The sequence below is a fragment of the Pigmentibacter ruber genome, from assembly GCF_009792895.1.
Classification (GTDB): Bacteria; Bdellovibrionota_B; Oligoflexia; order Silvanigrellales; family Silvanigrellaceae; genus Silvanigrella; species Silvanigrella rubra.
The window spans coordinates 103,024-126,336 of record NZ_WSSC01000003.1 but is presented as its reverse complement, the minus strand read 5'-3'; the positions used below and the strand labels follow the sequence as shown (position 1 = coordinate 126,336).

Genomic DNA, 23,313 nt, shown 5'->3' with positions numbered 1-23,313 from the left:
ATGAGAAAAATATAAACTCAATTCTCATTTTGAAATGAGTGCTTTATTAACATTATTTAGGATGATTTAGAATGCAAAATGAAGAAGTAGGTAGCTTTAGACGCAAAGGAGATTTGGGAATTCCTTTTGTTTTTGCTTTATTTGCACTTTCAACAATCATTGGCTGGGTTGTTTTTCAGAATTATGAACATTCTGTAAAGGAAATTACACATTCGTTAGCTAAAATACAAGCTGAATCAGCACAATTATCCTTAGAAGGGTGTGCTGATAAAACTATGGAGTGGTTCAATCAATGCGATGCTATGACTCAATTGTGTGATTCAACTGTACCTAGAATGATAAAAGTTTGTTTAGCAAACTCGGATAAGTCATTAGGTTGCAAAAAATATGGTGATGAAATCTATGGATATAATTTCGGTGTTAAACAATGTACATCATATATGCAGGGTAGTAAGATGAAAAGACATAAAAAAGCCTGTGGAGATGTATGGCAAGTAATAGCCGAATATTGTAAGTCAGCTGCTAAACAAACTGCAGTTAAATAATTGTTTATTGGAAATATGAAAAAAGATGCTAAATAAAAACATGATTTATCGCCATTATATTGAATTAGCAAAACCTCGTATTGCTTTCTTTTGTATACTAATGACTGCTGGAGGTATTGTCCTCGCTCCTGGGAATATTGTAATAAAAAGTTTTATTTTTGCATTACTTGGAACTGCATTATCAGTAGCTTCAGCAAATGCATTTAATATGATTTATGAAAGAAATACCGATAAGCTAATGCGTCGTACAAAGTTTAGACCGCTACCAATGGGAAAGATATCTGTCTCCCAGGCATGTATATTTGCAATAATTCTTTGTTGTATTAGCATTTTTTTGTTAATTTATTATGTTAATTTATTAACTGGTTTATTATCTTTATTAGCAATTCTTGCCTATAGTTTGGTTTATACACCTTTAAAATATAAAACCCCCTTGGCTCTTGTTATTGGAGCTATTCCAGGTGCTATCCCACCTCTTCTTGGGTGGACCGCAGTTGCAAACAAAATTGATGCTGCTGGATTAGCTTTGTTTGGAGTTCTATTTGCATGGCAAATGCCACATTTTATTGCTATTGCTATTTATCACCAAGAAGACTATGCAAAAGCTGGTATAAAAGTTGTTTCTTTAATTAGAGGTGAAAGAATTGCCAAGATACAAGCCTTTGCTTGGTCTCTGGTTTTAGTTTTTTTTACGATATCTTTATATTTATTAGAAGTTGGCGGAAAATTTTATTTAGCTACTGCAATTATTCTTGGTTTTTGGTTTGTAAGACTTAGTATTCTTGGGTTAAAAAAAGAAATGTTGCCAAATTGGCCAAGAAAATTTTTTCTAGCATCTCTTGTTTACTTACCTCTTTTAGTCATTGGTTTGGTTGCTGATCGTTTTTTTGAAATATTTATTATAAAATATTTTTAGTTAAAAACTTTTTTTAATGAGAATAATTCTCATTTGTGTTTCGCCACTCTTTTGAATATGAGCTTGACAAGCGATCAAGTGATCGAGAAAATTTTAATTTGCTGAGAGATTATGAGTTTGAAAAATGTTTTTGATGATCTAGGATTAAGGGTCTTGCTCGTCAAGTCATGATCCGTTAGAACACTCCCGCAACATAACATTGCACTGAGTTTGATTTCATGGTTGGAAGCATCAGGTTTGTTTGTTGTTACGTTAAAGAAGCGTGTATAGTTTTTTTTATTTATTTTTCAGCTTTTGCTTAATTTAGGTGGTGCCGTGGAACCGATATTTCCAAAATGGACGAACCGAATTCCTTTATTCCTAGGCGTTGGCATTCCAGTGCTATTAGTGTCAATAATTGTTGGAATTTGGTACTATTTTTCGCCAAAATTCTTGGCGGTAGGTTATGAACCCGAACAACCGATAGCTTTCAGTCATCAGCTACATGCTGGACAAATGGGGATAGACTGTCGATACTGTCATAGTGGAGTTGAAAAAACTTCATTCGCTCCATTGCCTCCAACAGAAACCTGTATGGGATGTCATAATAAAGTTAAAAAAGATAGTCCTAGATTAAAGGTTTTACATGAAAGTTATAAAAATAAAACTCCTATTCCTTGGGTGCATGTCTATTCACTGCCTAGATACTCACATTTTGATCATAGCGCACATTTAACTGCAGGAGTTGGTTGTGTTACTTGCCACAGTCGTGTCGATAAAATGGAAGTGATCAGTTTAGCAAGTCCATTAAGTATGGGCTGGTGCTTGGAATGTCATAGAGACCCTGTTCCAAATATTCGGCCACAAAATCAATTGACAAACATGCTTTATGATCCTCATGCTTTTGGCTATATTCCAAGCAATGATCCTGATTATAAAGATAAGTTAATTCAACCACCGCAAGCATGTGGTGCTTGCCACTATTAAAAATGAAAGCAATTAAGGGTTACCTTAGTTGTAAAGTAACAAATTTTGATTGGAAAGTTTGCACCATGACACAGTTCAATTCCAATGATGAACAAAAGAAACAAACACATTGGCGCAGCGTAGATGATTTAGAAAACTCGCCTGAGTTTTTAAGTAAATTGCAACGTGAGTTTCCTCATGGAGCAAGTGAATTAGAAATGCGACCAGGAGTGCACAGAAGAAAATTTTTAGGGATGATTGGTGCCTCAATGGCACTCGCAGGAGTTGTTACTTCTGGCTGTATCCGTAGACCTAAAGGCCATATTTATCCAGAAAATCATAGAGCTGAAGATTCATTGCCTGGGGTTCCAAAACATTTTGCAACATCTGTGCAAATTGCAGGCGGTGTTTTGGGGATGCTTGTTACTAGCACAGATGGAAGGCCAACAAAAATTGATGGTAATTCTAACCATCCAATGAGCAATCCTATTTCATCAAGCAAAATTGGCTCGTCTAATGGATTTGCCCAAGCTGAAATATTAAATATGTATGACCCTGATAGAGGGCAAAACTGTTTATTCCAAAATAAAAAAATTGCTAAAAAAGATATCTATTCTGCATTAAAAAGTTGTTTAGAAAATTCTCTTAAAACAGATGGCAGTGATACAGCATTAATTTATTCTACTAACTCATCATTGTCTTTTGGCAATTTATTGGAAGAATTTAAACAAAAATATCCAAAAGCTATTTTGGTAGAAAATGACTTAAAATATTCATCAAATCGTAAAAGTGCATTATCGCAAATTACAAATACATATGCAGTTGACCAAGTTTATGATCTGTTAAATGCAAATACTATCCTTGCTGTTGATTCTGATTTTATGGGAGTTGAAGGCGATTCAGTAAAAAATGCAAGGGAATTTGCCGAAAAAAGAAGAGTTGTAGACAAAGGTTCTGTTATGAATCGTTTGTATGCAATTGAGTCAAATATTAGTACAACAGGTTCAATAGCAGATCACCATTATTCGTTAAGAAGTGGAAAAATGGGTGATTTTCTTTTAGGAATTGCTGCTGAATTGAATCGTTTAGGAATTGCGTTTCCTATTGAAGTTTCAGATGCAATTCGAAATAAAAGAGTTTTTTCTGATTCATTACAAAAGTGGATTAGAGTTTGTGCAAAAGATTTATATAATGACCGTGGATCTAGTTTGATTATTGCTGGTGAAAGACAGCCAGTATGGGTGCATATATTAACGCACGCTATCAACGTTTCTTTAAATAATGTTGGAAAAACTGTTTCTCTTATTTCTGATTCTACTAAACCTAAAGGATTAGATAATTACCAAACTTTAATACAATCATTGCAAAAAGACACTATCAAAAATTTAATAATAGTGGGTGGAAACCCAGTATATACAGCACCTATTGATTATAATTTTGCTAATCTTTTTAAGAAAGTCAAAAATAGTTTTTATTTAGGCTTAACTTATGATGAAACAGCTGAAGTTTGTAATTATTATTTACCAAAAACTCATTTTCTAGAAACTTGGGGAGATACGCGTTCTTCTAATGGAGTATTTGCTATTACTCAACCATTAATTGCACCACTCTTTGATGATGCTGTTGATGAGTATTCTTTAGTATATTTTTTAAATAAGTTAACAGAACTTGATTCAAGTTATAAATATATTAAAAACTATTGGCAGTCAAAATTAAGTAACTCAATTAATTTTGAAAATATTTGGAGAGAATCTTTAAGTAAAGGAGTTTTGCTTGATTTTAACAAAGAAACAAAACTCACTCCAAGTTACTCTTATACAGCTTTTTCTTCCTCTTACGCTAAATCAGTTAAACTTTCTGAGCCAAATAAAGATGCTTTAGAAATTGATTTTGCTTTAGATAAAACATTATATGATGGTACTTATTCAAATAATGCTTGGATGCAAGAATTACCAGATCCTATTTCCAAATTGGTCTGGGATAATGCTTTGTATATGAGCCCAAAAACAGCCGCAGCATTAGGTTTAAAGGGCAAACCAAAACCAGGTACTTCTGATGTTGATGTAGTGAAAGTAACATATCAAAATAAATCAGTAGAAGTTGCAGTTTGGGAATTACCTGGAGTTGCAGATTTCTCCTGTGTTTTACATTTGGGTTATGGTAGAAAATTTGGAAAAGTTGCTACTGGATGTGGTTTTAATGCAAACTTAATTAGGACTTCTGAATCTTGGTTTGGAGGCGATGTTAAAATTCAAAAAACAGGTAAGAAATATTCTTTAGTTTCGACTCAAGAACATTCATCTATGAGCGGAACTCCCGGTGTAAAAGAAGACAGACCTCCTGTTGTAAGAGAAGCAACTTTAGATCATTTCAAAGCAAAACCAGATTTTGTAGCTGAACATGAGCTTTTGCCAGTTGAAAAACATAAAAGTAATTTATTTAAATTTCCTGAAGATCCTGCACAGAAAAAATGGGCAAGACAGCAATGGGGAATGGCAATTGATTTAAATACTTGTATTGGTTGCAACGCATGTACTGTTGCCTGCCAGGCAGAGAATAATATTTCAGTTGTAGGAAAAGAAGAAGTATTTAAAAATCGTGAAATGAACTGGATCAGAGTTGATCGTTACTTTACTGGCAGTGTTGATGATCCTGAAATAAGAACAGTATTTCAACCTGTTAATTGTCAGCACTGTGAAAATGCTCCTTGTGAAGCTGTTTGCCCTGTAGCTGCAACTGTTCACAGCCCTGATGGTCTTAATGATATGGCTTATAATAGATGTGTTGGTACGCGCTATTGTGCAAATAACTGTCCTTATAAAGTTCGTCGTTATAACTTTTTCAATTATAGTAAAGCAGATGATGAAAGAAATCCTCTTTACGCTATGCAAAAAAACCCTAACGTAACAGTTCGTTTCCGTGGCGTTATGGAGAAATGCTCTTATTGTGTTCAGAAAATTAATAAAGCGCGCTCTAAGTTTAAAAAATCATCTGATGGATTAATTCCAGATGGAGCGGTTGTTACGGCGTGCCAAAATGTATGTCCAACAAACGCAATTACATTTGGTGATGTGGCTGATCCTCTGACCATGGTTTCAAAATTAAAAGCACAAAGTAGAAACTATGCAATTCTTGGTGAACTTAACACAAAACCAAGAACGACTTATTTAGCAAAACTTCGCAACGCAAATACGGAATTAGGTTAAATGGTTATGAACTGCGTTGTGTTGGTGGAGGAATTATGTCTACATTAAGTAAAAAACAAATTTATGGAATATTAGCTCAATTTGAAACTGCAGCTGAAGTCTATCAAGCTTGTGAAAAAGTGAGAGATAGAGGCTTTTTAAAGTGGGATGCTTATTCACCATTCCCAGTTCACGGTTTAGATAAAGCCATGGGTATCCCACAAAGTAAACTATCTTGGATTGTTGGAGCAACTTCAGCAATTTGTGGAATAGGCGGATTTTTAACATGGGTATGGATGAATGGAGTTGATTATAAATATGTGATAGCTGGTAAGCCTTTTCTTGGTTTTGCTGGTTACTTTCTACCAGGTTTTGAGTGTGCCGTTCTATCAGCTGCAATAGCGTGTTTAATTGGAATGTTAGCTCTTAATAAATTACCACAATGGTATCATTCATTATTTCGTTCAGAAAGTTTTAAAAGAGTAACAGATGATAAATTTTTTATTGCAATTGAAGCTTCCGATCCAAAATTTGATCCAGAAAAAACTATGGTTTTTTTAAAGGAATTGGGTGCATCAAATGTAGAATTTGTGGAGCAGTAACATTATGATTAATTTTAATATCTTTAAAAATATATTGTTACCAATAACAAGTTCTATTTTAGTTTCACTAATTGTGTCTGGTTGTAGAGGACAAAAATCAGAGAAAGAACCAATTCTTCCTATTCAAAATATGGTGGAACAAACTTCTTACGGTCCACAATCAAAAAACGAGTTTTACAAAGATAAAATGGCAATGCGCCCACCTTTGGCGGGTACTGTCGCTCAAGGTGAAGAGAAAACAAATAAGCCACTTTATGTTGGACAAGAGCAGTCTTCTACAGAACAAAATCCTATGTGGGTTAAAAATATTCCTATCAAGCTTGATATGCAGATTATGAAAAAAGGGCAAACCAATTTCAATATTTATTGTGCACCTTGTCATGGAGCTGCTGGTAATTCTGACGGATTAGTAACTCAAAGAGCTGGAGGGTCAATCCGGCCTACAAATATTCATGATCAAGATAAAATCAATTTACCTGTAGGTAAAATTTATGATGCTGTTCGGAATGGGGTTAATAATTGGAATATGCCAGGATTTGCTGCACAAATGAATGTGGAAGATCGCTGGGCAGTAGTTGCATATGTAAGAGCATTACAGCGCTCAAAAACTGCGAAAATTGAAGATATTCCAGAAGATATTCAAGCTAAAAATGGTTGGAGCAAAAAATGAGTAGCCATCATCACAATATAACAGTTTCAAAAGAGAGTGCTTCTCTACCTCAGAATCATATCTTTGCAAAATTACCTCTCTCTGGGACTGCCATAGGTTTAATTTCATTATTGATAGCATGCATGTTGGGTAGAGGAGATATAGAATATTTTTTCTTTTCTTTTCATGTTTCGTGGTTGTTTTTTTTAAGTATTGCAATTGGCGCAGTATTTTTTGTTCTTATTCAATTTGCAACTAAAGCTGGTTGGAGTGTGGTTGTTCGTCGTATAGCGGAAAATATATCAGCAACAATGCCTTTATTCTTTGCATTCTTAATAGTCATGGTTTTAGGCACAAATACTTTATATCATCACTGGCATGGTCATGAAGCTCTACAAGATAAAGTAATTCAATCAAAAGCTTGGTATCTTAACGTACCATTTTTTTATATCAGAGCAGTTTTTTACATGATTATGTTCACGTGGGCAGCGCATTTTTTTGCAAAACATTCAGCAAAACAAGACGAAACTGGAAATCATGCAATTACTTATAAATTACAAAATGCAAGTTATCCTTTTTTAATTGTTTTAGGTTTTTGTGTCACTTTTGCTGCATTTGATTGGATTATGTCCTTAGATCCTCATTGGTATTCAACTATTTTTGGACTCTACTTTTTTGCTAGCTGTTATATGGTATTTTTTGCTACTTTAATTATTGCTACAAGAATGCTACAAAATGTAAAAAATTTAAAAGATGTTATTACTATTGAACATTATCATGATTTAGGAAAACTTATTTTTGGGCATACTTGTTTTTGGGCATATGCTGCTTTTGTTCAGTACCTTCTTATTTGGTATGGAAATATTCCTGAAGAAACAATTTGGTATAGCATCAGACAAAGCCATGGTTGGTTTTATATTTTAATGGCTCTCTGTATAGGACATTTTTTTGTTCCTTTCTTCTTTTTAATGGCACGTAAAGCAAAACGCTCAAGAAAAATGTTAGTAGGTGTTTCTATTTGGATGTTAATCATGCATTTCTTAGATCTTTATTGGTTAGTTATGCCCGCTAAATATGAAGAAGGTCCGCAATTTGGATTGATAGACATTTTTTGCTTTTTGGGTATTGGTGGATTATTTATAGCATTTTTCGCAGCTATTACTAAAAGAAAAGCTTTAGTTGCTGTTAAAGATCCTAGATTACCAGAGTCTTTAACATATGAAAATGTATAGGATGGCAAAATTATGTTAAAAAATTTAAAGCAAAACCATTTATTTTCTAGTGAACATTCAGGTAAAAATGTAATTGAAGATGAACCAGATAAACCACCAGTTCTTACAACTGCAGTTATCGTTCTTATTTCCTTTGCTTCTTTAATTATAGTTGCAATATTTTCGTATACTTTTTTATGGAAAACAACCGAATCAGAATTCGATAGAGTGAATAATGGTATGGGTAACGAAACTAAAGTAAATTATGATAAATCACAAGAAAAAATACTTTCATCATATGAAAAATTAGAAAATGGTAATTATCAAATACCTATTGAAAAAGCTATGGAATTAGTTATCAAAGAGCAACACTAAACTTTATATTGGGGTAAATTTTGAAACTACGTATTACATTTTTATTATTAGCTATAATTTGTACCTTTATTACAAGGAACAGCCTAGCTTTTGATGAAAGAATGCGTATGCCTAGTCAAAAAAGAGAATTAAAACCTAATTCTATGCCTGTGAATGAAGTTCCTAAAGTAATGCAAGGTGTTGCTATTAAAGAAAATCTAGGCAAAGCTGTTGATTTAAATCTTTCTTTTACCGATCAAAATAATAAAGTAACAACTATCTCAGAAATGTTAGCAGATGGAAAACCAATAATTTTAACTTTAAATTATTATAGATGCTCAACATTATGCTCTATTCAACTAATTAATTTTGCAAAAAGTTTGAAAGAATTAGGTTGGAGAATTGGGAAAGATTTTAAAGTTGCTACTATAAGTTTTGATCCTACAGATAAAACTACAGATGCACTTAAAAAACAACAAGAGTACTTAAATTTAGCTGATCAAGAAAATGGTAATTGGAATTTTTATGTTGGAAATGAAGATAATATTAAAGCATTAACTCAACAAATTGGTTTTTATTATAATTATGATCCAGTTAGTAAAGAATTCGCACATGCAGCGGCAATATTTTTTATTACACCAGGAGCAAAAATATCAAGTTATTTGTATGGTATTTCATATAAGCCGAGAGATATTAAGTTTTCACTAATGGATGCATCACTCGATAAAATAGGATCTCCAACAGATCAAATATTGTTAACTTGTTTTCATTATAACCCAACAACAGGTAAATATGATGCATTTGCTATGGGTATGATGCGTATTGCTGCATTAATAACAGTTTTTTTCTTATTTATCATTCTAGGAATCTTTTTTTGGCGTGAAAAACGCAAGAAGGCAATTTAGGGAGTACATAACGTGTCAACAACACCAGGGCCAGAAACAACTACTTGGCAAGGATCATTCTGGTTACCAGAAAATGTTTCACCAATGACTGGTGGTCAGGATGGTTTATTTTATTTTATCTATGCGCTTTCCATCTTCTTTTTTATTGTGGTTGTGGGCTTCATGGTATATTTTGCATGGAAATACCGGAAGAAAAAAGAAGGTGAAAAAACTTTAGATATTCATGGTAACACCAAATTAGAAATTATTTGGAGCGTTATACCAGGAATTTTGTTTTTAATCATTTTTGTATGGGGTTTTCGTGATTGGGTTAAACTAAACGTTCCGCCACAAGATTCTTTAGAAGTTAGAGTAACAGGACGTAAGTGGGACTGGTCTTTCATGGATGTTAAGACTGGAGCTGAAACTTCAGATCTTATTGTACCTATAAATAAACCAGTTAAATTAACAATGTCGTCAGCGGATGTTATCCATGGTTTTTATGTTCCTCAATTTCGTATAAATAGAGATGTTCTACCTAATCAATATACAGTTCTTTGGTTTAAAGCTGAACAAATAGGGAGTTATCCCATTTTATGTACCCAATATTGCGGAACTAAACATTCCCAAATGGTACGTTATGTAAGAGTTCTTCCAGAAGCTGAATATGAAAAAGCTATGATTGCAGCACAAGGAGCTGGTTTAACACCTGCTCAACTTGGTAAAAAAATATTTGAAGGAAAAGGGGCTTGTGCTTCTTGTCATGACGTTTCAAAAGCAAAAGTAAGATCTGTTGGTCCTCCTCTATACGGCCTGTATGGAAAAACCCAACATGAAATTATTTTGTCAAATGGTAAAAAAGAAACAGTTACTTTTGATGATAATTATATACGTGAATCAATTGTAAATCCAAATTATCGTGTTGTGCCTGGCTATCCTTCTGTGATGCCATCTTATCAAGGTCAATTAAATGATAAAGATCTAAATGCATTAGCTGAGTATATTAAATCATTAAAAGACTAAGAAAATTAAAAGATTATTTGGATATTTAGGAGTTCGTTCTATGCAAAATCGAGAGTTACTCAAACCGGTATTATTTTCGGATATGCTGTCTTCTCATCATGATTCTGGTTTGAATTATTTAAATGCAAAAAAAGGATTTTTGTCCTGGCTTTTTACTGTAGATCACAAAAGAATTGGGGTAATGTATTTTATATCAATATCTATATTCTTTTTAGTCGCAGGTCTTTTTGCATTACTTTTACGTACTGAACTTATGCAAGTACGTATTCCTAATGCGACTGCAAATTCATATATGATTACAGCAGATCATTACAATGAAGCGTTTACTTTTCATGGCGCTATAATGGTGTTTCTTGTCATTATTCCTTCAGTACCTGCAACATTAGGAAACTTTTTATTACCACTTATGATTGGTGCTAAAGATGTTGCTTTCCCAAAATTGAATTTAATAAGTTATCATTTGTATATAGTTGGAGCTCTATTTCTTGTCTACACTATTGCTTTTGGTGGACTAGATACAGGTTGGACATTTTATACTCCTTATAGTACGCAGACATCTACATCAGTAATTGCTGCAGTATTTGGCGCATTTATTTTAGGTATGGCTTCTATCTTAACCGGTGTTAACTTTATTGTTACGGTACACAAAATGCGAGCCCCTGGAATGACATGGGTAAGAATGCCACTATTTGTTTGGGCAATTTATGCTACGAGTGTTATTCAGGTTTTAGCCACTCCAGTAGTTGGTGTTACTTTAATATTAGTTGCCATTGAAAGATTATTGGGAATTGGTATATTTGATTCAAATTTAGGTGGAGATCCAATTCTTTTTCAAAACTTTTTCTGGTTCTATTCACACCCTGCTGTGTATATTATGATTCTACCAGCTTTTGGAATAATGAGTGAATTAATAACAATTCATTCTAGAAAAAGTATTTTTGGTTATAAAGCTGTTGCCATTTCAAGTATTGGTATTGCTGTAATTGGATTCTTTGTCTGGGGACACCACATGTTTACAAGTGGTCAATCAGCTTTAGCAACAGTATTTTTTTCTATTTTAACTTACGGGGTTGCAGTTCCAACTGCTATTAAAGTTTTCAGTTGGGTAGCTACTTTATATAAAGGATCAATCTCTTTTACTACTCCGATGTGTTATGCATTTGTATTTTTGTTCTTGTTTCTAATAGGTGGATTAACTGGAATTTTCCTAGGCTCTCTTTCAACTGATGTCCATTTACATAATACTTATTTTGTTGTTGCGCATTTTCATTATGTTATGATGGGTGGAACAATAATTGCATGGATTGGTGGAGTTTATCACTGGTGGCCTAAAATAACAGGTAAAAAATTTAGTCAAACTTGGGGTAATATCAGTGCTGTAGTAGTATTTATTGGCTTTAATTTAACATTTTTCCCACAATTTATTATGGGTTCACGTGGTATGCCAAGGCGTTATTACGATTATTTGCCAGAATATTATACATTTCATGTTCTATCAACGATAGGCTCATACGTTTTATCGATAGGATTATTTATAGTGTTGTTTAATTGGATTCATTCTATCTTTTATGGAGAAAATGAAACTAAAACGAATCCATGGAAAGGAAAATCTATGGAATGGACTGAGACAGCTGTTGTTCCAATTGAGCATAACTTTGAACAACAACCAATTTCTAAGCATGGTCCGTATGAATTTGATGAACTTGTGAAGCCAGCTAAGGCAGGAGGACACTAATTTATGACTGACCATCATGCTGATCATCCAAAGTATCATGCCCACCATTTTAAAACGATGGAACAACAAACCGCAGCTGGTAAGTTGGGCATGTGGGTATTTATGGCACAAGAACTTCTATTCTTTTCTGGATTATTTTGTGCTTTTGGCTTTGTTAGATATATGTATCCTGAAATGGTTGCAGAAGCTCAAACTTCTATGGATTGGAAACTAGGAACTATTAATAGTATTATACTTTTAGTGAGTTCTTTAACTATGAGTTTATGCGTGAGATCTGCACGTTCTAACAACAGAAGTGGTACTATTAAATTTTTAGTAGCCACAATGATTTGTGGCTTGATGTTCTTAATTATTAAAATGACTGAATGGGGTATGCACTTCCATGAAGGTTATTATCCAGGAAAATATTTTCATCCTATTGCAGAAGCTGAGATACAAAATCCTCTCGCGCATATCTTTTTTGGTTTATACTATGTAATGACTGGTATGCATGGCTTGCATATTGTTGTTGGATTAGGATTAATGACCTGGATGCTTATTAGAGCTGCTAGAGGTGAATTTAACTCTGAGAATTATGTTTCTTTAGAAAATACTAGTTTATTTTGGCACCTTGTTGATATTGTCTGGATATTTTTATTTCCATTACTTTATCTTGCGAAGTAAGAAATCAGGAGTTAATAATGTTTAAAAACCAAAATCATTTTACTTCAAAGAGTAATTCAGAAAATAATTCAGGGAGTAACAATGGGGGGCATGGTTTATTGCCAGTTAAACTATATTTGGCAATCTTTACCCTTTTGTTGATTATGATCTTTGTTAATGTTGGGATATCTTTTCTACCTATTCCAAGTATTTGGAAATTAGTAATTATTTTAATTGTTGCCCTATCACAATCTGTTTTAGTTGCAGTATTTTTTATGGAACTCATTCATGAAGATAAATTTTATTCTTTTGTTTTTGGTTCCGCAGTACTTTTCATGATTCTGTTTTTTGCCATTACTTTAACAGAATTAAGCGGAAGAGATTTTTTCCATAAGAATGAAGGCATTAAGATAATGAGAGAAGTAGATCAAAATGGAAATTTTGCTCCAGGTGGTCCAAAATTAGAACAAAAGCACGAGAAAAAATAATTCTAAAATATCTTCTTGTTTATTTGACTATGCAATTTCAGCCCTGCAATTTTTTTCACCTCAAGTTTCCTTAAATATCCGATAATAAAATAAATATAATACTAAGCAGGGTAAATGACGTATGCTTAAGACGGTGACAAAAGGGATTTTTAAACCAAATAGCAAGGATTCTTCAGATTTTACTGAACGTATTATAAAGGCCTACTATAATACACAAAAAAATACTGATAGTGAAAATACTGAACAAGTTCCTAATGAACATTTTGCAAACAAAAGTCATAGTGATAAAAAATATTTAAATATGAATGATGGAAATGCTAGTTTAAATTCTTCCATTTCCTCAGATAGAGTATCAAAACAGGGACAAAAAAAATCTTCAGCACCGCAAATTATATCGATTGGTGGTGGTAAAGGTGGAATTGGAAAAAGTTTTTTATCTGCAAATATTTGCGTTCGTTTAGCTTCCCTTGGTTATAAAGTGTCTGTTGTTGATCTAGATCTTGGAGCAGCAAATCTGCATACATGTTTAGGAGTCCCAACACCACAAAAAGGAATTTCAGATTTTATTCATGGAAATGTTTCGTCATTAGAAGAAACGGGAATTTCATGTTGTTTGCCAAATTTGACTTTATATGGAGGGGGGCAAGAATTTTGGCAACAAATAAAGCCACAAAGTTCACAAAAAATAAAATTGATATCTAAATTACAAGAGCTTGAAGCAGATTTTGTATTTTTAGATTTAGGAGCAGGAACACACATTCATACGCTAGATTTTTTTATATTTTCACATGGAGGTATTTTAGTAGTTGCTCCAGAGCCAACTAGTATTGAAAATGCTTATGTGTTTATGAAGAGTGTTCTGTATAGAAAAATTCAAAGTATATGTAAAGCATTCGAAATTGAAGAAGAAGTTGAGTCAGAATTATTAAGAAAAATTTCAAACCCTAAATCAACAGAAACTCCTTTTTCCCAAATTATAAATTTTGCTCAGAAGAATAAAGAAGTAGGAAAACAAATTAAAGATATGATTGAAGCTACAAATATTGGTATTATAATGAACCAGGTAAGAACAAAAGAAGATCGAGATCTAGGTGAGTCAATGTCAGTTATTTGTAACAGATACTTTGGATTTTCTGCCCAATTTTTAGGCTCAACAAGATATGATGATGCCGTATGGAAATCAGTGCGAGTAAGGAGACCTCTTATAATAGATTATCCTTTATCCACAATAGCTGTTAACATTAATCATATAACAGATAGGATAATAAAAATGTTTGCTGATAACCAAGGTAAAGAAAAAGAAGAAAAAGTTGGTTAACTTATGGAAATACAATTTAAAAGAAAGAATCCTTTTGAAGTACTTGGATTACCAGAAGGAGAAGTTTCACTATTAAAAATTGAAGAAGCATATAGAAATAAAAGAAAACAACTTGCTGATTCAGAAAAAAATAATCAAAATAATAAATTATTAATTGATGAAGTGGAAAAAGCGTTTCAAGAACTAGTTAATTATTTAGATGATGATAATTCTTTAGATCAAGAAGAAGTAGTTATTTCTGCTACATTCTTTCCTAAAAAAGCAAATCAGACGTTGCGAAATATAAATCTTCCTAAAAGTGATTCTCCTGAATTTGACGATGATTATGCTCCAATTTATAACCAAATAATCGAGAAAAAATCTTCCATAGTTAATAAATCACATGCTATTAAACCTGTTGAAAGTATTTTTAATGCTAAAATTCCTATTCATTCAAAAAATATTAGAGCTGAAGCAACAAAAAACCATTTATTGTTAAATAATATTCAAGAAATGTTAAAAAGTAAAAATAATATTAATGGCTCATTTTTAAAGTCAATTAGAGAAAAGATGGATGTTTCAATTGATGAAATGTCTTTAAAAATTAAAGTTAGTAAAAATTATTTAGAGGCAATTGAAACAGATCATTTTGAAAACCTACCGGCAGAAGTCTATGCTAAGGGTTTTTTTAGCTCTTATCTTAATTACTTAGGAATTGAGAAAAAAGAGCTTGTTGAAGCCTTAATAGATATATATAGAGATAAAAAAAGGTTGATGAAAAAGAAGTAATTTCTTGGTCAACCTTAACAAATAGGTTGGCTTATATTATGCAAGAAAAAACTTTGGTTGCCATTGAAGTACCTGATGAATTTGATAATCAACGTTTAGATATTTTTATAACCCGCATGATAGATGTAATACCTAGCCGATCGTTTGCGACAAAATTAATTGATAGTAAAAAAGTTAAAATTGACAAAAAATTTACAAAAGCCTCTTATAAAGTGAAGAAAAGCCAAATTATTGAGGTTGATTTGTCTTTTCAAAATGAGTTGAGTGAAGAACCTATAGGAGAAGAGATTCCATTAAATATTCTTTATGAAGATGCTGATTTATTAGTAATTAATAAATCAGCTGGGATGGTTGTCCACCCTGGTGCTGGTGTTCACTCAGGGACATTGGTTAATGCTGTATTAGCTTATACAGGAATGACTTTGCCTTCTTTAGGAGGTCCTATAAGAGCTGGTATTGTTCATCGCCTTGATAGAGATACTAGTGGAGTGATGGTTGTAGCAAAATCACAGTTAGCTTTAACGCACCTTTCCAAACAATTTGCTGAGCATTCTCAAATACGAATTTATCATGCTATAGTATATGGAAAATTACCTAGTTCAGAGGGAGAAATTGTAACTTGGCACGGCAGAGATTTAAAAAATCGCTTAAAATACTCTGTCCAAGCGGAAGGTGTTGGTAAAAAAGCTATTCTGAAGTACAAACTCTTAAAAGAGTTTGGTAATTTGGATTTTTCTTTGGTTTCTTGCTCATTATACACTGGAAGAACACATCAAATTAGGGTTCAAATGGCATATTTAGGAAATGGAATAGTAGGAGACTCTCTATATTCTAAAATTCCAGATAAATTAAAAAATAAAAAAGAGCTTTTTGCGCAAGTTACAAAAAATTCACCAAGACAAATGTTACACGCTTTGCATTTGGAATTTGTACATCCTCGACATGGAAAGCAAATGAAGTTTATAGCTCCTTATCCAGCAGATTTTCAAAACTTATACAATTTATTACAAATTAAATCTAATTAACTATGCTATTCAGGGAATTAAATGGAATTATTTAATTTAGAAGAATTTTTAAAATCAGGTATTTTTTTCTCTTCATCAATTGAAAATAAAATTTGGTGTATGTATGGAGCCTTAGAAGAATATCAATCAAATGAAAATTTAGAATATCCTTACTTCTATTTTAGTGATTTTTATTTCAAAAATAAAAATACTTTTTATAAGGGAAAAAAATTCTTTGAATTTACTTTTGATGGATTTCAAACTATTTTAAAAAATTCTGTAGGAAATGTTCCTGATATTAAATGGGAAAAATTTGATAATTTATATTATCAAAAGCAATTTGATTTTATTATGAAAAATATAAAAAGTAAGGAGATTAAAAAAGGTGTACCTTTTTCTTTTTTATCAGGTAAATCAAAAATAGATTCAGAAAATAAGCTATTTTTTATTCAGAATGTAGTAAAAAATATTAAAAATAATAAATGCTATTTATATGGATTTTGGAAAAATAATGAAGGTATTATTGGAACAAGTCCGGAGCTTATTTTTTCTCAGGAAAATAATAATATATATACAATTGCTCTTGCAGGAACAATAAAAAATGAAATAAATGTTGATAAAGACAATTTCATAAACGATCCGAAAATAAAAAATGAACATAGTTTTGTAATAGAAGGTATAAAAAAAGCAATAAAACATTTTGGCAATGTAGATATTGGGCAAACTAGACTATTTGAATTACCTTATCTCCTACATTTGAAAACGGATATTTTTCTTAATTTTAAAACTGAATTTAATTATTTAAAGTTAGTTCATACATTACATCCAACTCCTGCTGTTGGTATTTATCCAAAAAATGATCAATTTTGGCTAGAAGAATCATTATTAAACACTTGCAAACGGAAAAATTTTGCAGCTCCTTTTGGTTTATTGTTAAATAAAAATAAGTCATTTTGTATTTGTCTTATTCGAGGCCTACAGTGGGATGAGTTTGATAAAGTACAAATTACTGCGGGAGGAGGAGTAATAGAAGAAAGTAACTATCAAGATGAATTGAATGAAATAAAATTTAAAATACATTCTATCATAAAAAATTTAGGGCTAAATTATGAATTCTGAATTTTCCTCCAAAATTATTAAAAATCTTATGCAATGGGGTGTTAAAGAATTTTATGTGTGCGCAGGCGCAAGAAATGTACCTTTGATAGATCTATTATTGAATTCAAAAAATATTAAAATTTATAGTCATTTCGATGAAAGAAGTCTTGCATTTTACGCTATTGGAAGAATAAAAAGTTTAAAAGCTCCAGTAGCAGTAATTGTTACCTCTGGAACAGCAGTTGCCGAGTTATTTCCTGCTGTCATTGAAGCATATTATTCAGATTTACCGTTGGTTGTAGTAACAGCTGATAGACCTAGAAAACAAAGGGGAACGGGTTCCCCTCAAACTATTGAACAAAAAAATATATTTGGAATGTATGTAGCAGCATGTATTGATATTGAAGCAAATGAAGAATTTAGTATAGCTTGTTATAAAAGAAATAAACCTATTCATATTAATCCATGCTTTGATGTACCGTTGCAAACTAAAGAAAATAAAGAATATAATTTAGAAAACATAATACCAATTGAATTTATAAAAGAAACTTATAATTATTCAAAAGAATTTGATGTTTGCAAAAGATTTTTTTCTATAAGTAAAAACTTATTAGTAATTGTTTCAAAAAATAATATTGAAAATAAATCAATTTTAATTGATTTTTTAAGATTTCTAAATAGACCAGTTTATTTAGAATCAATTTCAAATTTTCGTGAATGTGTTGAACTACAAGATATTAAAATTTTATATGCAAATAATTTATGGGAAAGAGCAAAGCTATTAAATATTGAATTTGATAGTGTTTTAAAAATTGGAAATACTCCCACACATAAAATTTGGAGAGAAATTGATGAAAGCAGTTTAAATTTAAATGTTCTTTCAATTTCTGAATCATATTTTAGTGGTTCATGTAATGCTGAACATTTGCAAGTAAATTATGAGACTTTCTTTCCTCAATTAAAAAAATTTTTATTATCAAGTAATAACTTTAATAAAAGTGAAATGAAAAACTTAATCGATCAATCAACTACTAAGTTTTACAAAGCCATAAAACTACTAAATGAATTTTCTAATTCTGAATATGCTTTTATTCATAAATTGTCTTTAAAGATACCGGAATCTAGTTTTATTTATTTAGGAAATAGTTTGCCAATAAGAACATGGGATATGATTGCAACATTTGAAAGTAAAAATTTTCAAATAGAAGCATCTAGAGGCGCTAATGGAATAGATGGTCAAATTTCAACATTTTTGGGATGTGCATTAGAAAATAAAATTAACATTGGCATATTTGGTGACTTAACTACTTTATATGATTTACAAAGCTTATGGGTTAAGCAATATCATGAAAAATTGTCATTTATTATAATTATTATTAATAATTCTGGGGGGCAGATATTTAATAGTGTTTTAGGGGGTAAAACTGTAGATTTTTGTAAAAATGAGCATTCTTTACAATTTAAATCATGGGCTGAAATGTGGGATATTAAATATCAATTAATTGAAAATATAAATCAATTAATTGACAATAGTTTTTTTCTTGATAAATATAGCAGACAAATAATAGAAATAAAGCCTTGTAATGTTGAAACTGAAAATTTTGTTAAAAAACTAGCATTAATTTAATTGAATTCTGGTTTATATATTAAGTGATTATTTTTTAAATTTTTTTCAATTAATTCTTGTTCTTTTCGGTTAAAATTTTTAGAAAGAACAAAATAAACCGAAACACTACTTTCCGGTATTTTAATAAATTTTAGTTGATTTAAAGTATTACTTTTCTTGGCTTCATAAAATAATGAATCTGGTAAATATGTATAAGCAGCAGAAATTCTTTTAAATAATAATTTATTGATCAATACAATATTGTAATTTTCTGCTGATGATTCTTCGAAAGTGAGTTGCTCTCTATTTTTTTCTAAGAAGTCACAAAGAGCAGCATGTTGCCCAATTCCAATGGTCTCGTTTTTAATATCTTCAATACTTTTGATATAATTTATAGGTGAGTTTTTTAAGAATGTAATAAAACTATTTGATGTGTATATAGGTGTTTTTGTATAATTAAAATTCTTTTCCCTTTCTTTTGTTTTAGCTAGAAATGCAATGGCATCAATTTTATTTAAACTTAATTCTGTTAATACTCTAGACAAAGGATATTGTTGAAATAAGACTTTTTTATTTCTGAATGTAAGGATTTTCTCTTTTAAAAACTCTAGAATAATTCCGGTATCTTTTCTTTTTTTTTCATCATAGTATGAAAAGGGTTTAATGTCGAAATATCCAATTTTTAAAACATTATTTTCTTGACCAAAGGCTTTTAAAGACGATATAAATAAGAAAATAAAATAAAATTTATTCATTGAATTAATGCCCTTCAGTTTTTATTATTTTTATTTTTCTTACATTATAAAATAATATAGTTAATAGAATTAATACTCCCAAAGGCATTAAAGAGTATTTTTTTATAAACATAGAAATAATTTGAATATCTCCAAAATTAAGACCTATTAGAGAAATAGCAATGATATAAAGTATAATAAGTAATTTATTTTTTTCTTTAAAATTTAATGATACAAGGAAAATTAAAGGAAATGAAAATATATAGATACTTCTTCCATTTGAGGCTAGTAAAGGTATTAAACTTAAAAGAAAAGAAAAATTATAAAATGAGCATAAATTTTTATCCATCCTTTTTTTAGATTCAAGTAAAAATAAATAAGTAAATATTCCAGTAAAAGTTAAAGTAATAATATGAGATATTTCTTTTTTTAGATTTAAGATATTAATAAAAAAATTATCAAAAAAAGTAAATATTGAAATATTTCCAAAACTAATTTCATTTCTTTCTCTTAAAATTTCAATTTTAATTTCATTAAACCATAATAGATAGTTTTCTATGAAAGAATTAAAATTAAAAAATATAAATGGAATAGTTGAAATTATAAATATAGATAAAAATAAATATAGAAGGTATTTAAATTCTTTTTGGAAAATATAATAAATTATGAATAAAATAAAATATGGTTTAATTATTCCAGAATATGCTAGAAAAAAAGCTGAAAGAAAACGATTCTTTTCTTGGGTGTAAAGAGATAATAAAGAAAAAAATAGAATTATTATATTAGCTTGCCCAAGATGCAATTCTCTAGTAAAGTTATTTGCAATTCCAAGCATGATAAAGCTATATGCAAATATTTTAATTTTATTATTTTGAAAATAATTTTTATCAATTTTTGACATTTTATATGATATTTTTATTATTAGATATATGAGGAAACTTAGAAAAAAAGTATATGAAATCTTTGCAAACTCAAATGGTAGTATAGTGAATGGTGTATAAAGAATAGCTGCTGCAGGAGAATATTTATATCTATAAAAATTATCTTCCACAATTCTATACAAATTTTCTGAATTTAGCATTCGTAAAGCAGCTTTATAATATACTTCAAAATCACTTTGCCAATATCTTCCATTCTTTAATTCAATTAAAATAAATATTCCTGTGAAGATTAAAATAAAAAATAGCAAAAAATTTTTAAAAATAATATTTTTTTCAAAGACATTTTGAGGGTTTTGCATAGATATTTACCAAATTTAAATTCAACTAGTATTGTAAGTTACAATTATCATATCTTGCAAAAATAAAAATGCCAATTAATATCGAAATAATAATTGGCATTTTTTTAATTAACCACCGGTAGTAGAAATTAGAGACCTAAAGCTTTTTTCAATGTGATGCCCATGTCTGCTGGACTCATAGCAACATGTAATCCGCAAGATTTCATAGCGTCTATTTTTTCTTCAGCTGTCCCTTTTCCGCCACTAATAATAGCTCCGGCATGTCCCATTCTTTTGCCTTTTGGTGCAGTTTGTCCAGCAATAAAGCCAACAACAGGTTTTTTCATATTTCTTTTAATCCAGTCAGAAGCCTCTATTTCTAAGGTTCCACCTATCTCACCAATCATGATAACAGCATCAGTATCTGGATCTTTTTGGAACATTTCAAGAACATCGATAAAGCTAGTACCATTAATTGGATCTCCACCTATTCCAACGCACGTTGATTGTCCAATTCCTAGAGCGGAAGTTTGCCCAACTGCTTCATAAGTTAGTGTCCCAGATTTACTAATGATGCCAATACGCCCAGGCAGATGGATATGTCCAGGCATAATTCCTATTTTACATTTATCACCTGGTGTAATGACTCCTGGGCAGTTTGGTCCAATTAATCTTGTTTTGCCACCTGCATTAAGTAACGCTTTTTTTACTCTCAACATATCCAACACTGGTATACCTTCAGTGATCGCAACTATTAATTCGATACCAGCATCTATTGCTTCTAAGATAGAATCAGCTGCAAAAGGTGGTGGTACAAAAACCATAGATGCATTTGCACCTGTTTTGTGCATGGCTTCTGCTACAGTATTAAATACTGGTTTATCAAGAACTGTTGATCCACCTTTACCTGGCACAACTCCACCAACTAAATTAGTCCCATATTCTGCGCATTTTTCTGAATGAAATTTTCCTGCACTACCAGAAATTCCTTGGCAAATTAATTTTGTTTGTTTACCTACAAGAATAGACATAATTATTTTCCTTTAAGATTTTGTTACTTTACAGCTTGAACTATTTTTTGTGCGCCATCAGCCATGGAAGATGCACTGAGAATATTTAGTCCTGATTCAGTTAATATTTTTTTTCCTAGCTCAACATTTGTACCTTCAAGTCTAACTACTAATGGTACCTTTAACCCTAGTTCCTTTGCTGCAGCAACAATACCATTTGCAATGACATCGCATTTCATAATACCACCAAAAATATTTACAAAAATACCTTTAACAGCTTTGTCACGGAGAATAATTCTAAATGCTTGTGTTACTGTTTCTTGACTAGCTCCTCCTCCAACATCCAAAAAGTTAGAAGGCTGACCACCAGTTTGTTTAATTATATCCATGGTCGCCATTGCTAATCCAGCGCCATTAACTAAACAACCAATGTTACCTTCAAGAGAAACATAGCTTAATCCATATTTTGATGCTTCTAATTCACGAGGATCATCTTCTTCATAGTCTCTTAAATCAGCAATATCAGGATGTCTAAACATTGCGTTTTCATCAAAACTCATTTTGCAGTCTAGAATAGCTAATGAGCCTTTTTTTGTGAGTACAAGTGGATTGATTTCAACCATTGAGCAATCGTAAGCAAGAAAAGCTTGGTAAAGACCTTTCAAAGTTTTGGCAAAGTCTTTTGCTAGAGGTGTTCCAAGTCCAAAACCTAAACCTAAACTTAATTTACGAACAGTAAAGTCTTGTAGTCCAACAGTAGGATCAATGTCTGCTGTAATTATTTTTTCAGGATGTTTTTCGGCAACTTCTTCAATATCCATACCGCCTTCAGTAGAAGCCATAACTCCTATTGTTGCAGTCTCTCTGTTCACAACAAGAGCAAAGTAATATTCTTTTTCGATATCACAGCCTTCAGCGATAAGTAATTTATTAACCTTTTTACCTTGTGGGCCGGTTTGGTTTGTTACAAGAGTCATCCCAAGCATTTTTTCAGCAGCAGCAAAAGCTTCTTCTGGTGTTTTTGCAAGTTTCACACCACCAGCTTTACCTCTTCCTCCTGAATGAACTTGAGCTTTTACAACTGCAATTCGTCCATCTTTTCCACAGCCTAAATTACGGGCAGCCCATTCAGCTTCAGTAGCTGTGTATGCTAATTTACCTTGTGGAATACTAAGTCCAAAACGGGAAAGTAAATCCTTAGCTTGATACTCATGAATGTTCATGAAACTCTCCAAAATTAAAATATCAAAAAAAAACGGGTACCTAACCCTATGCCTGCTCAAAAACAAATGCATAAACAGTGTTGCGACATTACAATGATTTTAATTGGAGAGAAAGGGGGGGGATTTTTTGAATATTAGATATAATAAGACTGAG

At 31.3% G+C, this 23,313-nt stretch carries 22 protein-coding genes; 18 read left to right on the top strand and 4 right to left on the bottom strand.

The window, feature by feature from the left end:
* The first annotated feature begins 71 nt into the window (after positions 1 to 71).
* The 18 genes from GOY08_RS09575 to menD all read left to right on the top strand — a co-directional run bounded on the left by GOY08_RS09575 (position 72) and on the right by menD (position 18,994).
* Positions 72 to 545: a hypothetical protein gene (locus tag GOY08_RS09575; protein WP_158998689.1), complete on the top strand. Its 474-nt coding sequence runs from the start codon at positions 72 to 74 to the stop codon at positions 543 to 545.
* 25 nt (positions 546 to 570) lie between these two features.
* On the top strand, positions 571 to 1,461 hold the full coding sequence (cyoE, locus tag GOY08_RS09570) for a heme o synthase (protein ID WP_158998688.1): 891 nt from the start codon (positions 571 to 573) through the stop codon (positions 1,459 to 1,461).
* A 315-nt stretch (positions 1,462 to 1,776) separates the two neighbouring features.
* Complete coding sequence (locus tag GOY08_RS09565; RefSeq protein ID WP_158998687.1) at positions 1,777 to 2,427, top strand: cytochrome c3 family protein; 651 nt, start codon at positions 1,777 to 1,779, stop codon at positions 2,425 to 2,427.
* Positions 2,428 to 2,492: 65 nt separating this feature from the next.
* Positions 2,493 to 5,612 (top strand): TAT-variant-translocated molybdopterin oxidoreductase, encoded by a 3,120-nt coding sequence (locus GOY08_RS09560; RefSeq protein ID WP_158998686.1) that lies wholly within the window; start codon positions 2,493 to 2,495, stop codon positions 5,610 to 5,612.
* Between the two features lie 35 nt (positions 5,613 to 5,647).
* The gene (locus tag GOY08_RS09555; protein ID WP_158998685.1) at positions 5,648 to 6,193 is read left to right on the top strand and encodes a DUF3341 domain-containing protein; all 546 of its coding nucleotides are present in this window, start codon (positions 5,648 to 5,650) and stop codon (positions 6,191 to 6,193) included.
* Positions 6,194 to 6,197: 4 nt separating this feature from the next.
* Positions 6,198 to 6,863 (top strand): c-type cytochrome, encoded by a 666-nt coding sequence (locus GOY08_RS09550; protein ID WP_158998684.1) that lies wholly within the window; start codon positions 6,198 to 6,200, stop codon positions 6,861 to 6,863.
* A complete protein-coding gene (locus GOY08_RS09545; RefSeq protein ID WP_158998683.1) occupies positions 6,860 to 8,074 on the top strand; it encodes a quinol:cytochrome C oxidoreductase in 1,215 nt (404 codons plus the stop codon). The genes GOY08_RS09550 and GOY08_RS09545 overlap by 4 nt, the downstream gene beginning before the upstream one ends.
* Before the next feature lie 12 nt (positions 8,075 to 8,086).
* Complete coding sequence (locus GOY08_RS09540; protein ID WP_158998682.1) at positions 8,087 to 8,428, top strand: hypothetical protein; 342 nt, start codon at positions 8,087 to 8,089, stop codon at positions 8,426 to 8,428.
* 20 nt (positions 8,429 to 8,448) lie between these two features.
* Positions 8,449 to 9,312: an SCO family protein gene (locus GOY08_RS09535; RefSeq protein WP_158998681.1), complete on the top strand. Its 864-nt coding sequence runs from the start codon at positions 8,449 to 8,451 to the stop codon at positions 9,310 to 9,312.
* Between the two features lie 12 nt (positions 9,313 to 9,324).
* Positions 9,325 to 10,314, top strand: a complete 990-nt coding sequence (gene coxB / locus GOY08_RS09530; RefSeq protein ID WP_158998680.1) for a cytochrome c oxidase subunit II — start codon at positions 9,325 to 9,327, stop codon at positions 10,312 to 10,314.
* Between the two features lie 40 nt (positions 10,315 to 10,354).
* A complete protein-coding gene (locus tag GOY08_RS09525; protein ID WP_202914048.1) occupies positions 10,355 to 12,049 on the top strand; it encodes a cytochrome c oxidase subunit I in 1,695 nt (564 codons plus the stop codon).
* Between the two features lie 3 nt (positions 12,050 to 12,052).
* The gene (locus tag GOY08_RS09520; RefSeq protein ID WP_158998679.1) at positions 12,053 to 12,712 is read left to right on the top strand and encodes a cytochrome c oxidase subunit 3 family protein; all 660 of its coding nucleotides are present in this window, start codon (positions 12,053 to 12,055) and stop codon (positions 12,710 to 12,712) included.
* Between the two features lie 17 nt (positions 12,713 to 12,729).
* Positions 12,730 to 13,179, top strand: a complete 450-nt coding sequence (locus tag GOY08_RS09515; RefSeq protein ID WP_158998678.1) for a cytochrome C oxidase subunit IV family protein — start codon at positions 12,730 to 12,732, stop codon at positions 13,177 to 13,179.
* Between the two features lie 121 nt (positions 13,180 to 13,300).
* On the top strand, positions 13,301 to 14,497 hold the full coding sequence (locus tag GOY08_RS09510) for a nucleotide-binding protein (protein ID WP_158998677.1): 1,197 nt from the start codon (positions 13,301 to 13,303) through the stop codon (positions 14,495 to 14,497).
* Positions 14,498 to 14,500: 3 nt separating this feature from the next.
* Entirely contained in the window at positions 14,501 to 15,265 is a 765-nt protein-coding gene (locus tag GOY08_RS09505; protein ID WP_158998676.1) for a helix-turn-helix domain-containing protein, read from the top strand.
* A gap of 38 nt (positions 15,266 to 15,303) precedes the next feature.
* Positions 15,304 to 16,290 (top strand): RluA family pseudouridine synthase, encoded by a 987-nt coding sequence (locus GOY08_RS09500; protein WP_158998675.1) that lies wholly within the window; start codon positions 15,304 to 15,306, stop codon positions 16,288 to 16,290.
* 21 nt (positions 16,291 to 16,311) lie between these two features.
* Positions 16,312 to 17,388, top strand: a complete 1,077-nt coding sequence (locus GOY08_RS09495; RefSeq protein ID WP_158998674.1) for a chorismate-binding protein — start codon at positions 16,312 to 16,314, stop codon at positions 17,386 to 17,388.
* Complete coding sequence (gene menD, locus GOY08_RS09490) at positions 17,378 to 18,994, top strand: 2-succinyl-5-enolpyruvyl-6-hydroxy-3-cyclohexene-1-carboxylic-acid synthase (RefSeq protein ID WP_158998673.1); 1,617 nt, start codon at positions 17,378 to 17,380, stop codon at positions 18,992 to 18,994. Before GOY08_RS09495 ends, menD begins: the two co-directional genes overlap by 11 nt.
* On the opposite strand, the gene GOY08_RS09485 is transcribed toward menD, so the two are convergent.
* From GOY08_RS09485 to sucC, 4 genes are all read right to left on the bottom strand, one after another.
* Positions 18,991 to 19,728: a substrate-binding periplasmic protein gene (locus GOY08_RS09485; protein ID WP_158998672.1), complete on the bottom strand. Its 738-nt coding sequence runs from the start codon at positions 19,726 to 19,728 to the stop codon at positions 18,991 to 18,993. The two genes, menD and GOY08_RS09485, sit on opposite strands and share 4 nt — an antisense overlap.
* A gap of 4 nt (positions 19,729 to 19,732) precedes the next feature.
* On the bottom strand, positions 19,733 to 20,947 hold the full coding sequence (locus GOY08_RS09480; protein ID WP_158998671.1) for a glycosyltransferase family 87 protein: 1,215 nt from the start codon (positions 20,945 to 20,947) through the stop codon (positions 19,733 to 19,735).
* Positions 20,948 to 21,075: 128 nt separating this feature from the next.
* The gene (sucD, locus tag GOY08_RS09475) at positions 21,076 to 21,957 is read right to left on the bottom strand and encodes a succinate--CoA ligase subunit alpha (protein ID WP_158998670.1); all 882 of its coding nucleotides are present in this window, start codon (positions 21,955 to 21,957) and stop codon (positions 21,076 to 21,078) included.
* Between the two features lie 23 nt (positions 21,958 to 21,980).
* Positions 21,981 to 23,159, bottom strand: coding sequence for an ADP-forming succinate--CoA ligase subunit beta (gene sucC / locus GOY08_RS09470; RefSeq protein WP_158998669.1), 1,179 nt, complete (start codon positions 23,157 to 23,159; stop codon positions 21,981 to 21,983).
* Between the last annotated feature and the right edge of the window lie 154 nt (positions 23,160 to 23,313).